The organism is Vibrio kagoshimensis (genome assembly GCF_050337535.1).
Classification (GTDB): Bacteria; Pseudomonadota; Gammaproteobacteria; order Enterobacterales; family Vibrionaceae; genus Vibrio; species Vibrio gallaecicus.
Genome location: NZ_JAKJSZ010000004.1, coordinates 249,477 through 263,624 on the forward strand (window position 1 = coordinate 249,477; position 14,148 = coordinate 263,624).

Consider the following 14,148-nt stretch of genomic DNA (forward strand, 5'->3'; position numbering starts at 1 on the left):
CTTCACCCTCTTACTTTATTAAGGAAATGATTAATGTGATGACCAGAAGTATCAAGCTCAATAAGAGGGAAACCCGCAGAGCCAAATAAGGTTTGCCGAGCAGATTTTTCTTGCCCAAGCCATTTATTGTAGTCACCAAGCTTGGTGTTCATACTTTGGCTCACAGGAAGTTGATGGTTTCCATCGCTGATCAGCATTGGGTCACTGAACATCAAATTCACTTCCATAGGGTCATTAATAGCAATACCTAAAACATCATTATGACGCTTTAACCATTTAATCCTTTCAACATCGTCAGGCTTCATACCAGAGAAGTCACTAATAAATATAAGCAAGCTGCCTTTTAATTTCAGCTTCATTAATTTCGTTAATCCAAGACTCAGAGATGGTTGCTCAGTCACAGCCTTATCAGGGGAGTTTATCTTTGACTTCTTCGAAATTGATTGGGAGAGCATTGGTTTAAATGACTGAAATTTAGAAGCAGTTGTGACTAAGCTTTGGTTCATTGACGTCAGTGTTTTTAAAACTCGTGAAACATGTGCCATGTTTCTTTGTGGTTTGTACCACTTAGCTTCAAAATCATTGAACAACAACGCGCCAATTCGATCATTACTTTTGATTACCGACCAAGCGCAACAGGCGCTGATATGAGCCGCAACAACAGACTTCATTGTATCAACAGAAGAAAAAAACATACTGGTTCGTTGATCAACGACTAAGATCACCGGTTTATCTTTTTCTTCACTGTAAACTCTTATATGAGGCTCTCCGGTTCGCAGTGTCACTTTCCAATCAAGGCTCCTCACATCGTCAGCTATCTGATAATGACGGAATTCCTCAAAGTTAATCCCCCGACCACGGTACTTAGATTGATGACGACCTGACATTTTACTTCCTGCCTTTTGGGAAGGAGGTAGAATGAGTTTTGACGCTGACATTTTCATGGACATTAGCGTACTCAACTCTGCAGAGATTCTAGGGTCTTGTGCAATATTCATAAGATACCTTTAAGTCAAAGGAACAGTGAGAAGAAGCTCATCAATAATTTGTTTGGTCGTCACAGAGTCTGAAAGGGCTTCAAAGCTTGGCGAGATACGATGGCCAAGTACAGCCGTCACAACACTTCGAACATCATCAGGCGTTACATGATCTCGCCCTTCTATCCAAGCATGAGCCCTACTGCATTTGTCTAATGCTATCGACGCTCTTGGGCTCACACCAACATCTATCCACTCCGACAATTTAGAGTGTTGATATTGCTCAGGTTGCCTTGTCGCAATAACCAAATCGACAAAGTATTGATCGATAGGAGGCGAGCAATAAATACGTTTGATTTCTTCCTTGGCTTGAATCAGATCCTCTTGTGTAAAAGCACATGTCTCTGCGCTTTTATAAAGGTCTGAATCTTCGCCTAGCTCTTCTTTTCGCATTAAATGAATAATGTCCATTTCAGCTTCCCGTTTTGGATAGCCAACTTCAATTTTCATGATAAAACGGTCCATCTGTGCTTCAGGTAACGGGTATGTGCCTTCTTGTTCAATCGGATTTTGCGTAGCCATCACCATAAATGGAACCGGAAGCATTAAAGACTCACCTCCAACCGTCACCGTATTTTCAGCCATAGCCTCTAATAAAGCAGCCTGAACTTTCGCAGGAGCACGGTTAATTTCATCGGCTAAAACGATGGAGTTAAAAATAGGACCCGGCTGGAATACCAAAGAAGCACTTTCTTGCTGATACATTTGCGTGCCAGTGACATCGGAAGGCAATAAATCTGGAGTAAATTGAACACGGCCAAATGCCAAGCCTAATGCATCAGAAAGCATTTTAACTGCTCGCGTTTTTGCGGTACCAGGTAGACCTTCAAGCAAAATGTGTCCACCAGTCAATAACGCAATGACCATCGCTTTTGTCACATGTTCCTGTCCAACAATTCGTTGGTTAACATGTTCAAACAGTGAAATGATCGAAGAATTGGGTTTCTGAGACATAAAAGACCTATCGGAGCACTGCTCCGCCGTAATTAGAAATATTCACAAAGGATTGGATATGGCTACTGCAGCTATGTTTTTACTGCTACATGTTATTAGCTGCATATTTTTTAACTGAATAGTGTTAAATACTTCATTTAATTCACTGCTCTGGTTTTTATTAATAGCTTAGGTTTTAACTATTCTGTGTTCAGTAGCGTTTTTTAAGTTCGGTGACCACACTTTCAGGCGCAACCCGTTTTAACGAATCCAGGCAAGGCTTAGCGTTCTGCTTCGACTCCAATAGCGCATCGCATAATGCATAGAGGTACACAGGTTCTTGGTTTAGTTGATACGCTTTACCGAACAGTCTCGCTGCTTGATGGACATCAGAATCCCGAACGGTAGAGGCATATACATAAGCATATTTGGAGTTCGCGGGAGCGAGAGCCACAGCTTGGCTAAGTGACTGTTTTGATTTCATCAAATCACCAGACCGATGATAGCTTAACCCTAAGCTGTATTGTAAATACGCATCATTAGGGTACTTGCCTGCTGCTTTTTCTAGCACTTCTCTTGATTGAGCCGTTTTACCAATATCACGTAAATACCCAGCATGGAGTACCGCAATTCTTGGATCATCATAAAGGGTATACATACGTTCATATTGCTCTTCAATGAGCGCTTCTTTTCGTTGAATTCGATAGAACCAAGTTTTCTTTAGATCACCCTCTAAGGTTAATGGCAGTTTTTCCAGGTACTTCCCTACATACTTGTCTAAATATTCTTGATGCGAAGGAGACAATATTTGCCAGATTTGGATCAGTACTTGTACGGCTTCTTCACTAACATCTTGATTATTGTCATTCAACATCGGAGATATTACATCCCACTTTGCTCGACCTTCCCACTGTTTAGCCGCCTGAATGGCAGCTAAACGCATTTCTGTATGTTCCGAACGTGAGGCTCTTGCAACTGCAATAATGGCATTAGGACCGTAATACAGACCTAAATTATTTGTTGCCTCAACTCTCAATTCCATACTCAACAATTCATTCTGAGAATATTCAGCTAGGAGTGACTCTTCCCTTTCTACAGGCGGCACAGGAAAATCTGCAGGCTGTACTGCACTCGCACCAACATAAAATGGGCATAAAAAAGACATGATGCAAACGAACCACAACTTAAGTGTCATTTTGCTTAATTCAAGTTGGTTTAGTTTTAATTTTATGCAGCGATAACTCATGCGCCTTCCTGTTCGTTCAATAACCGTTGAGACAGTTCTTCTGCTCGAACTAGCAGGGCATGTAGTAAATAGATATCGCGTGTTTCTCGCATTCTGTTCGCACTTAACCAATGATTCAATGCTGTTAAAGTATCTTCGTAGCTCACATCTTCTCCTGATCGGCTATTTAGATACCCTAAGCTCTGCAATGAAACCACTAGTTCAGGGGAGTTTACCTCAGGCATAAGCAGGTATTTGAACTCATCTTTATATACCATTTGAAGTACTGCATGATTGGCTTTGGCAATCTCATACTGAGTGCGTTTAGCTGTATAAGAATCACCGCAATCAGGATGATTAGGTTGTTTTTGACACCGGTTGAATAGACGAGCAAATTCTGTATAGCGATTACTCTTTGTTTCGAATGCCAATGAAATAATCGCGTTCACTTGTTCCTCATTATACAAACCATCTAAATCACTATTAGCTGATTGGTTTACTTTGTATTTATCACTCTCAGATTTTTGCTCGACCTGCTGTTCTGTTTTTATTGTTGTCTCTGCTATCGAAGTACCGACAAAAGACATAACGAGAGATGCGATCAATATTCTTGATATAATCAATTTCATTTTTTCACCCTCTATTTAAATTTAATTCTCATCGCGTCTGCATTAATACCCTTGTTCACTGGGTACCCCATGGTCGATACAACCATTGATATATAAGGATCAATATGTGAAAAGAACTGTTTCCAGCCTGCACACAAATAGTTCAGCCCTGTTTCACCATCGAGGGTTTTGATAAAGCGATTTTTCGGGCACTCACCAAAACAAGCAAACTGATAAGTACACTCTCGGCATTGTTTAGGTAACGTTGACTCTTTTGCTCGACCAAATTCTTCTTGGCCTTTTGAAAATTGCAGGTCTTCAAGCTTGGCATCATTGATGTTGCCGAGCTTGTATTCTGGGTAAACATAGTGGTCACACGCGAATACATCACCGTTGTGCTCAATAGCTAATCCTTTGCCACACATAGGAGCCAGTGTACAAAGCGGGTTTACTCGACCCATCCAAGTTTCAACACAAGATTCAAAATACGGAACATTCACTTTGCCGATGTCATTTTCCAACCACTCATCAAAAATGGTGCACAGGAAATCTCCCCATTGATGAGCAGAAACACACCAAGACTCTACAATTGAGTTCGGGTGGCTAGGCTCAGTTTCAGGCATGCCTTGAAAAAGAATCTCTTCTTCAGACCATTTCTGTGGCGCTGTCTCTCGGAATGATTTCGGTTCGACGATAGGGATGAATTGCATCTGTGGCGAACGAATCTCATCGCGTAAAAAGCGGTAGACTTCGAGTGGGTTTGAACCAGTGAGGTTGTTTACACAAGTCAGCGTTGCAAAATTCACGTTGTGTTTATGAAGAACCGCAACACCTTTCATAGTTTGCTTAAAAGTGCCTCGTCCCGAGCGGTTGGTGCGATAAGCGTTGTGGATCATTTCAGGTCCATCAATGCTTAAGCCGACCATAAAATTGTTTTTACTTAAGAACTTGCCCCAATCATCATTAAGTAACGTCCCGTTAGTCTGCAGATTGTTCTCAATTTTCACGCCTTTCGGGCAATATTTTTTTTGCAGGCGAACTACGTCACGAAAGAAATTAACACCTAGTAACGTCGGTTCTCCGCCTTGCCAATGGAAAACAATCTCAGGAAAATTTTGCTGCTCAATATAGGTCTTGATGTAGGTGTCGAGCATATCTTCGCTCACTTGAGTCGCGCAACCACGCTCATGGCCTAGCAACTCTTCTTTACTTAGGTAGTAACAGTAAGTGCAATCAATATTACATGCTGACCCAATGGGCTTAGTCATAATATTCATACGTTTCGCGGGTGCTGCTTTTGGCAACATAATGGTGTTGTGTTGAGCTGATTGGGTCATTGTTATTCCTCTTCTCGTTCACTCACATTCACTGTGCGATTACTTCCCTAAGATGGAAACCGATAACGGTTATCTATGACCATTATTCAACAACACTTGTCAGCCGTAATCAGTAGTATTACTGATTCTGTTTTATGGCTTCTTCAACAAACAAGCGAAAACAAAAAGAGCGATCACAAGGATCGCTCTTTTAAGTAGTTCGTCAGCTTTTCAGCGGGGGCTGATTTGACTCGCCAGTTAACTCAATAATATGGATTTGTTACTCAGTACTATTGGTATTGAGCACGCTGCCAAATACTCATCTTCTCAACAATTTTGTCGATAGAGAACGAACCAGGAACTTGGCGTGGCGGGAACTCTTGGAATGTTTTCAAGAATTGGAATGTGTAAGCTGCGCCCAAGTACATGTATGGAACATGCTCAACACGCCATTGAGAGTAACCAATGCCATCTTTATGCGCATTTTCATACGGGTCTTGACGCAGGTTAAAGATGTACGGGAAACGCAGTTCTTCGAACTGACACTGCCAAGTTTCAATGCCGTGACATTGGTTTGCCGTAAACATCACTTTAAAGTCGCCCATACGAACGGCTGAAATATGACCGTCATCAGCCGCATAAACGAAGCCCTTACGAGGCCAATCAGCAGAGTTGTCTGCCGTTGTATTATTGCCTTTCTTAAGTGCAGGCATTAAGTCAAAGCCATCTAGGTGAACTTTGTACTCTTTACCATTAAGCTCTTTGCCTTTCTTCAAGTCAGCGACAATGTTTTTCTCGCCAGCGGCACCTAAGAATGTTGGAGCCCAGTCATTGTGCGCCGCAATTTCGTTTGCAACAGAGCCTGCAGGGATCTTGTTCGGCCAACGCATCATTGCTGGTACACGGAAGCCGCCTTCCCACGTTGAGTTCTTCTCACCGTAGTAACGCGATGTTGCGCCATCTGGCCAAGACCATTTCTCTGCACCATTATCGGTCGTGTACGAAACAATCGTGTTATCAGCAATCTTCAGTTCGTCCAGCTTATCAAGTAATTGACCGACCATGTTGTCGTGCTCAACTAGACCATCACCGTAAAGACCACCACGTTGTGACAAACCTTTTGATTCTTCTTTTAGATGAGTCCAAACATGCATACGCGTTGAGTTAAACCAAACGAAGAATGGCTTTTTCTCTTTATGAGCACGGTCAATAAAGTCTAAAGCGCCTTCTAGGAATTCTTCATCCACCGTTTCCATACGTTTAATCGTTAGAGCACCTGTATCTTCGATACGGCCATCAGCGTATGAATGGATAACGCCACGCGGCCCAAATTTTTTCTTAAAGCCAGGCGCTTGTGGGTAATCCGGATGCTCTGGTTCTTCTTCAGCGTTCAGGTGGTAAAGGCTACCCATGAACTCATCAAAACCATTAGCGGTTGGTAGATGCTCATCACGGTCACCGAGGTGGTTCTTACCGAACTGACCTGTCATGTAACCTTTAGCCTTGAGCATGGTTGCAATGGTTGGGTCCTCTTGACGAATACCTTCAGCAGCGCCTGGCATGCCTACTTTTGTCAAACCAGTACGCATTGGATGCTGACCAGTAATGAATGCACTACGACCAGCAGTACAAGAGTTTTCTCCGTAAAAGTCAGTAAATAGCACGCCTTCGTTCGCGATACGATCGATATTCGGAGTCCAGTGACCCGCTTGGCCTCGTGTGTACGCCGAAATATTATCGATGCCAATATCATCGCCCCAAATGGCTAGGATATTAGGACGGCTTGTATCCGTCGTCGCGTAACTCGCCATTGCAGTCGATGCTAGTACAGCACCTATCGCAAGTTGTAGGAAGGTTTTCTTTTTGAACATAGCTCAAGACCTTTTGTAATTTTAAAAGTAATTTCTTTCCGGGAGCTATTATTTAAGAAACGTAAAACGTGGTAATCAGTAGTATTACTGATTTGAATAATAATGGGATACCTAAGCGAGTAATAATCACCCGTTATTTAGGCAAAAAATTGACTTATAACCCAATAAAAAGCTAGCTTATACATAGAATTATTGTTGATAAGGTTGACTGTATAAGATGAGAAATACCACTGAAATGTCTTTTGAAGATTTGGTAACACAGCAGTCCGACGCCTTAATTGGATCGCCGCCTAAAGACTTTGATGAAACTTGGCAAAGAATTGCTCACACAGTTTTAGATTGGTTCGAAATAGACAGAGTTACACTGTTTCCCAACTCAATGATTATGCTGAACGACGGTAAAACCGTCACTATCTCTCGTGACAACATTCCTAAGCTCAACCCACAAAGCTTTATCAGCGGTAATTATTTAGATTACTTGAAACAGCTCAGAACCAAGAAACGTTGGCTCACTTTTGACGAACATGACATGAGCAATCATAAAATCTCGGTAATCACTACCTTGTATCAAGAAGGTGGACGATGGCATGGCATTATTCCACTGAAGCTATTTGGGCAAGATTGGGGGGCTTTATCATTCTCTAGGTTCCACAGCAATGTAGAACCTCTCTCCGACCAAGATATGAAACGCCTCAAGCTTATTTGCGACATTTGGCTCTGCTATTGGCAACACTCAACAATGGCTAGAAATTTAAAACAAGATCAGCCTACTAATGCAAATGAAGGTGAAAAGCTTCTTTTGTTATCGCCCAAGCAGTGCTCGGTTCTAACTCTACTTGCTCAAGGTTTTACGGCAAAACAATGCGCAGAAAAGCTCTTTTTAAGCCCTCGAACCATCGAATCGCACAAGTACCGCATGATCGACATCCTCGAGCTTGAAAACAATACCGAGCTTATCCAATTTGCATTGCGCAATGGTCTTGGTATTGATCAATAGCCCTCTCATATACACAAATATCACTCCTGCTTTGTCCAACTAACACAAACCACTACAGTAGTGGTTTGTGTTATTGCAGTAATACTACAGCTTACAAAATCAAGACCATAAATTAATTAAAAGCATCAAGTAAACCTGCTTCACTTAAAGCATTGTCACCTAAACCAATATCGTTTGAAGCAATGCCATCTAAAACAATAAAACCGAAACCAACTTGAAACGCACTTATCCATAAATAAGTAGTAGCCTCGACCTTCTTTGGCTCATCCAGATCATGCTTTTATTATTCTTCCAGAGTTATCCGTATTTTTACTGATTCCCTCATCCCACTCTCCCCGTAACATTTCGATACATGTCCACTATCAGTGGATTCTCTCTAGCTCAATTTTTTAATTACCCCCTTTTAGGAAGCTTTATGAGTTTAATTAGCATGCCGTTTGTTGAAACAGGATTCGACACAGGCTTACACGTTGTCGCAGGGATTGTGCTCATTGGTACCGTAATTGGTGCTTTGTATGCATTTTGGAAGTTTCATGAACTGCCTATTCACCATGCAGATAAAAAGAAACACGGTCAGTTAGGGCTCGTTACTATTTTGACTTGGATTGGTTTTATCTGGCATTGGGTATGGGTAATTGCGGTCATTATTGCTTTTGTCGATGTAGAACAAAGTATTCGCCGTGTCCGCCATATTTGGCATGACGCTTCACCTATTAAAGCGGAAAGCACTGGAGAATAAAAATGTTAGAAGGTTTGGCTATTTGGGCTTTATTTATATATCTACTTAGATTGATTGGTGTGCCTTGGGGGGCTCCTTTTAAAACGTTCGCTTATGGCGGCGGAAGCATTTGGCTGCTTTTTGTTTGGGTTGGCTTAATTACATGGGCACCGATGGATCTGTCCGGTGGCTCCGTTGTTCAATCACCTCATATTCAATTACGCCCGGGGTCTACTCGCGTTACAGGGAATATTGAACATCTGTATATATCCCCTAACCAAGAGATCAAAAGCGGTGAGCTGATCTATGACATTGTTGATGACTCATATGAAATTGCGGTTGAGAAAGCTGAATCTCAAGTATCTATCGCACAAACTGCATATCAACTGGCTGTGCAAGACACCAATATCGCTAATACAAATTTCCGCTCATCTCTTGAAGATATAAAAATCATCAAGAACCAAATATCGGCTGCTAATCAAGACCTCACATTAAAGGTACGTACTTTAAAGCGCTATGTAGACCAAAACACTAAGGTCAAAAATACGGTTACTGAGAGTAATCTTGATCAACAAAGAACCATTGTAGAAGTCGCTCACAGCCAAGTTTTTATCTTAGAGTCGCAGTATGACAAAGCTTTAATCACGGCCGAAAAAAATAAAAACCTAATGGAAAAATCTAAGCTGACAGTGATCAGCAAAGAATCGGATTACCAAAATAAACAAGCTTCTTTAGCTCAAGCTAAGTGGGACCTGTCACAAACCAAGATTTATGCACCAACCGATGGATATGTCACCAACTTTATGGCTCGTGAAGGTCAGTTTGTTGGGGCAATGCCTCGCTTGAAAATGTACAGCAATGAAAAATTCGTGTTGATGCGAATTAACCATCAAGCATTTCGAAACATCAAAGTGGGACAGGAAGCTGAATTCGCGACTGCTATTTACCCAGGCAAGATCTTCAATGCTGAAGTAGAAGGTATTGTCGAAGCAACTGGTGAGTCACAAGGTTCATTACTCGCAAGAGAAACTAATGTACGAGCGACAACGGGTAAGAATGTAATGAACAAACACCATTTTGTTCGACTGCGTATATCAGAACCAGAAGGCTACGACATTCCTGTTGGAGCGGTCGGTCTTGCTTGGGTCAATGCAGAAAAGCCAATTCCTTTCCTTAATTTCTTGAATGTTATTCGCGGCATCATCATCCGAATGAAAGCTCAGATTTACTTCTTATATAGCATGTAGGTATGCCATGAACACTTTTCACAAACTATGCGACTTTATTGATGTATCCCACAGAAGAAAAAGTCAGGCAGTACTCTTCATCGTATTTCTATGCCTGCTTAGTACTCACCTATAGCGGCACTTTTATCCAATAAAATTTCCTACTATTCACGCTCCCAAAGGAGCGTGTTGGGCTTAATTCAAACCTAAGTGATACAAATATGAAAAAACTAATTTTACCGCTGCTCATCTGCTCATCATTTGCTAATGCAAGTGGACTACTGTTGCAAGAAGCTGTCACTGCTAATGCAGGAACTGCAGGAGCTGGAGACGGGGTATACACCGGAACTGCAACGGCTAGTTGGACAAACCCTGCAACAATGAGCCACATGGGTGAGAGCAAGACGACGGTTAATATCATGGCACTTTATCTGCAGATGGATTATACCGACTATCAAGCCGATACGAGCGTTATTAATACGCCAGATGGAAATGCGAGTGCCAATACCCTGATGCCATCTATCGGTATATTTCATGTTCAGCAAGTCAGCGAAAAAACACATGTAGGTGTTAATTTTGGTGCGGTTGGTGGGTCATCTATTGAATATGGTGACAACTGGGATGGCGCAAATCACCTAGACAAAGCTTTTATGTCGGCGTTACAACTCAACCCAAATATCAGCTACCAGTTAGATGATAACTGGTCTGTTGCTGCTGGCGTGCAAGTCAACTATGGCATGATCGAAGTAAGTACGACAGGTTTCCAATCAGACATGGGGACAGGTTGGGCATTTGGCTATAACTTCGGCGCAATGTATAAAGCTCAAAAATGGTCACTTGGTCTAAGCTACCGTTCGAAGTTGGCACACGATTTTGATGATATTTCAGCCGATCTATCCAATGGCAGTAGCGCTGTGGTTGGCACTGAGCTTGTGGTTCCAGCCATTATTGATTTAAGTGTTAGCTATGATCTTAATACTGATCTCACGTTGCTCTCATCTGTACAATTCCACCAGTGGAGTGAATTTTCAGACACTCCGGTTTACAACGACACACTCAACTCACAACCTAATCTACCTCAGTCAATCGACCGAGATTGGGATGACGTTTGGAAGTTTTCAGTAGGTGCCGATTATCAAGTTAACTCCGACTGGGCTCTAAAAGCTGGTTTCTCTTACGAAACATCACCTCAAGACGATCCAACCAAACAGTGGGTCGATTTACCAGTGGGTGAACAGTACCGTTACTCGATGGGTGCAAGTACTCATTGGGGCACCACTCGTATCGATATTTTCTATGAATATGCTGATTTCGGCACGATGGAAATCGATCGCACAGAAAAAGCCTATACACAAATATACGGAAACTTCGAAGGCAGCATTCACTTTATTGGAATCAACGCCACCTATTAATAAATATATCTTTTTTAAGTGCAGCCCCCGTATAAGCATATTTGTATCACTTTGCTTTAGGTTTTATCGCATCCGTGCAATGAAGACCATTGGGGGCTAGAAGTTAAAAGCTAGAAGCGGTAATCAATACCTACAGATGCGGTCACTTCTTCAGAATTAATGTCGCCCGCTGTCGTGTTTTTGATTTCAATGACGTCGTATTTGAACTCAAACATAATATTTATGTCTTTGTCTGCCACTTTGGTTTTAATTCCTTGAAGCCACATCAGGTTTGCAACGTTCATGTCGACACCACCATACGAAGAGCCAAGGTTTACATTAAACACTGAAAAATGTGTGTCGTTCCATGGGTGCAATGCATACAGATTAACTGATCCTAAGTGTGCATCTTTACCCCCTAAAGCCTGAGTAACTTGATTCGACGTAATTGAAGGAATTGGAGAGCCAGGCATACCGTTAGCTAAGTTGGCAATGTCATCAGTTTTAAAGTCTACATAGGTGTAATTCAATGACGGAAAAAATAAAGTACCATCATCGCTGGAAAGAGGAAGCATGTAACCGGTTGTGTACATACCAGCTGCTTCATCTAAATGATAAACATCAACATAAACACCACCAAACCGGTCGAAATGAGCAGCTCGAAGCCTTGCATTGTGTGACTGTGTGTAATATTCAGCAAACCCTACAGTTTGTGAAATATCACTGGTTAATCCACCAGCACCGCCACCAGCTAGAAGCTTGAGTTCACCTTGTTCATCTGAGAAAACAGCGGCTCTTGCTGAGCTATTCCTTGGATCTGCATCGTGATACTGCTGCTCGTTGTCACTGGCAAATGAAGCTGACGAAACAACCGTTGATGCCATAATCACTGCCGCTGTAATGATATTAAGTCTATTCATTGGAAACCTTAAGAGATGTTCTAAAAACCGATGAGAAGAACTTTAAATAAACTCAGTTTTAGACACTACTTATTTGAATTATTAGCAATGCTAATTCACCAAACCTAGCATTCTCAGTTTCACTAATTTCCTTTAGTTGGTATTTACATGTACAGAAAATATAACGAACAGTTAAATTTAAATTACCTTCGAATTTTTAATGCCATTTATATTTATAGAAGCACTAAAAAAGCAGCTCAAGCTCTTGGAATAACTCAATCAGCGGTAAGTCAGACATTGGCTAAATTACGGGAGTTCACAAACGACAGGCTATTCTATATGTCGGGGAATGAATTAATTTCAACTCACAGGGCAGATGAAATAGGAACCGATCTCAATGAGCATATTGAAATTTTAGATAACCGCCTTTCATCACACCTATTCTCAGACCCTCATCAATTCGACGGAGAGCTGACAATCGCAGTATCAAGTGTATTTCTTGAAGCTATTGCAACGGAACTCACCAGCTCGGTAGTCTTTGATTTGTTCCCTAATGCAAAACTCAATATCACGACTTGGAGCGACAAAACATTTGAGGCAATGCAAAATGGAGAAGTTCACATTGGCCTTAACTTTTATCCAATTGAAGCGCCAAAATCAATCCGCTCAGTCCCGCTAACCAGAAGTGAGCCGGTCATCATAGCGAGAAAAGATCATCCTTGGAGCCTATCTAACCTCAAAAAAGAACAGTTCGGCTCTTACCCTACGGGCGGCATTCTCGTACCTGGGCTCACCGATTTTAATGCGATCCTAGAAAAACAGCACCCCAAATTATTCAACTTTAAATATCGTTCAGCAAGTATGTCTGTCTTAAGTATTCTTGCTGAACATTCGGATATTTTGGCGATAACTGAAACACTTGCCGCATCTATGTGTAGCGAGTCGCTACAATGTTTCCGACCAGAATGGTTAAATGAATTACTGCCTAAACAAATCAGCCACGCCGTATATTACCTTGAGCGAAACCACTCTCACCCACTTTATCAATACGCAAGTGAAGTAGTAAAAAAATCCCTTCAGCAAAAACTTAATGAACTGTCTACGAAGGTCATTGATTGCTAAAAAATACCGTATTTATACTGATGTAGGGTGCTGTTATTCCTATTAATATTCTCAATATAGATTTTTCTGGCTTTATTTATGACTCCTTTACAAGGTTTTGTCATCGCCCCTACTCTAAGACGATAATTAATGAAAAAATTGATTCTAGCCGTTTGTTTAACAAGCCTACTTACGGGTTGCCAAACAACACAAAGACAAAACGCAACCACAGGTGAAATGGAAACCAATTCTGCGACTAAAGGCGTAATGGTAGGTGTGTTAGCTGGAGCTGCCATTGGAGCAGCAACTGGCGATAGCTCTAGTGAACGTAAGAAACGAGCGCTCCGAGGTGCTGCTGCTGGTGGTCTTATTGGCGGTAGCGCAGGTTATTACATGGACAAGCAAGAAGAAGCACTGAGAAATCAGTTAGTTCACTCAGGCGTTCAAGTGAAACGGGTGAGTGAAAATGAACTTCAACTCATAATGGAAAATGAGATCGGGTTTGACTCAGGCTCCTATTACCTATCTTCAGACATCTATTCAACTTTAAATAGTGTGGCACTGATTCTTGGGGAATACCCTGAAACTCGGTTAGATATCAAAGGACATACAGACAGTTCAGGTAGTGATGCAACAAATCAAAAACTATCCGAGCAGCGTGCGCGTTCTGTTGGCGAATACTTAGTAAATCAAAAAGTGGCTTCAGGGCGAGTAGCCACTCAAGGGTTTGGGGAGAGATACCCGATTTGTGATAACAATACTCAGCAAGGTCGTGCATGTAACCGACGTGTTGAAATCAATATTCTATCACTACAGTAATTCTATT

At 41.7% G+C, this 14,148-nt stretch carries 13 protein-coding genes; 6 read left to right on the forward strand and 7 right to left on the reverse strand.

Features of this window, described 5'->3' with window-relative positions; translation table 11 throughout:
- Positions 1–2 precede the first annotated feature (2 nt).
- From L4C37_RS04660 to L4C37_RS04685, 6 genes are all read right to left on the reverse strand, one after another.
- The gene (locus L4C37_RS04660; protein WP_429768013.1) at positions 3–998 is read right to left on the reverse strand and encodes a DUF58 domain-containing protein; all 996 of its coding nucleotides are present in this window, start codon (positions 996–998) and stop codon (positions 3–5) included.
- A gap of 9 nt (positions 999–1,007) precedes the next feature.
- On the reverse strand, positions 1,008–1,991 hold the full coding sequence (locus L4C37_RS04665; RefSeq protein ID WP_429768014.1) for an AAA family ATPase: 984 nt from the start codon (positions 1,989–1,991) through the stop codon (positions 1,008–1,010).
- 190 nt (positions 1,992–2,181) lie between these two features.
- On the reverse strand, positions 2,182–3,135 hold the full coding sequence (locus L4C37_RS04670; protein WP_429768015.1) for a tetratricopeptide repeat protein: 954 nt from the start codon (positions 3,133–3,135) through the stop codon (positions 2,182–2,184).
- Positions 3,136–3,212: 77 nt separating this feature from the next.
- Positions 3,213–3,824: a hypothetical protein gene (locus L4C37_RS04675; RefSeq protein ID WP_429768016.1), complete on the reverse strand. Its 612-nt coding sequence runs from the start codon at positions 3,822–3,824 to the stop codon at positions 3,213–3,215.
- A gap of 11 nt (positions 3,825–3,835) precedes the next feature.
- Positions 3,836–5,146 (reverse strand): anaerobic sulfatase maturase, encoded by a 1,311-nt coding sequence (locus L4C37_RS04680; protein ID WP_429768043.1) that lies wholly within the window; start codon positions 5,144–5,146, stop codon positions 3,836–3,838.
- 263 nt (positions 5,147–5,409) lie between these two features.
- Positions 5,410–6,990, reverse strand: coding sequence for an arylsulfatase (locus L4C37_RS04685; RefSeq protein ID WP_137373664.1), 1,581 nt, complete (start codon positions 6,988–6,990; stop codon positions 5,410–5,412).
- Between the two features lie 217 nt (positions 6,991–7,207).
- Between L4C37_RS04685 and L4C37_RS04690 the strand changes: the two genes are divergently transcribed.
- The 4 genes from L4C37_RS04690 (at position 7,208) to L4C37_RS04705 (ending at position 11,343) form a co-directional block, all read left to right on the forward strand.
- Complete coding sequence (locus tag L4C37_RS04690; RefSeq protein WP_137373663.1) at positions 7,208–7,987, forward strand: response regulator transcription factor; 780 nt, start codon at positions 7,208–7,210, stop codon at positions 7,985–7,987.
- 415 nt (positions 7,988–8,402) lie between these two features.
- On the forward strand, positions 8,403–8,726 hold the full coding sequence (locus L4C37_RS04695; RefSeq protein ID WP_171736528.1) for an MFS transporter: 324 nt from the start codon (positions 8,403–8,405) through the stop codon (positions 8,724–8,726).
- 2 nt (positions 8,727–8,728) lie between these two features.
- Positions 8,729–9,952 (forward strand): HlyD family secretion protein, encoded by a 1,224-nt coding sequence (locus L4C37_RS04700; RefSeq protein WP_429768017.1) that lies wholly within the window; start codon positions 8,729–8,731, stop codon positions 9,950–9,952.
- A gap of 200 nt (positions 9,953–10,152) precedes the next feature.
- The gene (locus L4C37_RS04705) at positions 10,153–11,343 is read left to right on the forward strand and encodes an OmpP1/FadL family transporter (protein WP_429768018.1); all 1,191 of its coding nucleotides are present in this window, start codon (positions 10,153–10,155) and stop codon (positions 11,341–11,343) included.
- Positions 11,344–11,453: 110 nt separating this feature from the next.
- Here L4C37_RS04705 and L4C37_RS04710 read toward each other — a convergent pair whose 3' ends face one another.
- Positions 11,454–12,242, reverse strand: coding sequence for a hypothetical protein (locus L4C37_RS04710; protein WP_137373659.1), 789 nt, complete (start codon positions 12,240–12,242; stop codon positions 11,454–11,456).
- Between the two features lie 147 nt (positions 12,243–12,389).
- Here L4C37_RS04710 and L4C37_RS04715 point away from each other — a divergent pair, with 147 nt between their 5' ends.
- Together L4C37_RS04715 and L4C37_RS04720 are read left to right on the forward strand one after the other, a co-directional pair.
- Positions 12,390–13,343 carry a LysR family transcriptional regulator gene (locus tag L4C37_RS04715; protein WP_137373658.1) on the forward strand — a complete coding sequence of 318 codons (954 nt, stop codon included), beginning with the start codon at positions 12,390–12,392 and terminating at the stop codon, positions 13,341–13,343.
- A gap of 129 nt (positions 13,344–13,472) precedes the next feature.
- Positions 13,473–14,141, forward strand: coding sequence for a YiaD family glycine zipper/OmpA-like lipoprotein (locus L4C37_RS04720; RefSeq protein WP_429768019.1), 669 nt, complete (start codon positions 13,473–13,475; stop codon positions 14,139–14,141).
- The last annotated feature ends 7 nt before the right edge of the window (positions 14,142–14,148 follow it).

Excerpts from the sequence above, each read along its gene's own strand:
- L4C37_RS04660 (WP_429768013.1), bottom strand. The coding sequence starts at position 998 with ATGAATATTGCACAAGACCCTAGAATCTCTGCAGAGTTGAGTACGCTA.
- L4C37_RS04665 (WP_429768014.1), bottom strand. The coding sequence starts at position 1,991 with ATGTCTCAGAAACCCAATTCTTCGATCATTTCACTGTTTGAACATGTT.
- L4C37_RS04670 (WP_429768015.1), bottom strand. The coding sequence starts at position 3,135 with ATGTCTTTTTTATGCCCATTTTATGTTGGTGCGAGTGCAGTACAGCCT.
- L4C37_RS04675 (WP_429768016.1), bottom strand. The coding sequence starts at position 3,824 with ATGAAATTGATTATATCAAGAATATTGATCGCATCTCTCGTTATGTCT.
- L4C37_RS04685 (WP_137373664.1), bottom strand. The coding sequence starts at position 6,990 with ATGTTCAAAAAGAAAACCTTCCTACAACTTGCGATAGGTGCTGTACTA.
- L4C37_RS04690 (WP_137373663.1), top strand. The coding sequence starts at position 7,208 with ATGAGAAATACCACTGAAATGTCTTTTGAAGATTTGGTAACACAGCAG.
- L4C37_RS04695 (WP_171736528.1), top strand. The coding sequence starts at position 8,403 with ATGAGTTTAATTAGCATGCCGTTTGTTGAAACAGGATTCGACACAGGC.
- L4C37_RS04700 (WP_429768017.1), top strand. The coding sequence starts at position 8,729 with ATGTTAGAAGGTTTGGCTATTTGGGCTTTATTTATATATCTACTTAGA.
- L4C37_RS04705 (WP_429768018.1), top strand. The coding sequence starts at position 10,153 with ATGAAAAAACTAATTTTACCGCTGCTCATCTGCTCATCATTTGCTAAT.
- L4C37_RS04710 (WP_137373659.1), bottom strand. The coding sequence starts at position 12,242 with ATGAATAGACTTAATATCATTACAGCGGCAGTGATTATGGCATCAACG.
- L4C37_RS04715 (WP_137373658.1), top strand. The coding sequence starts at position 12,390 with ATGTACAGAAAATATAACGAACAGTTAAATTTAAATTACCTTCGAATT.
- L4C37_RS04720 (WP_429768019.1), top strand. The coding sequence starts at position 13,473 with ATGAAAAAATTGATTCTAGCCGTTTGTTTAACAAGCCTACTTACGGGT.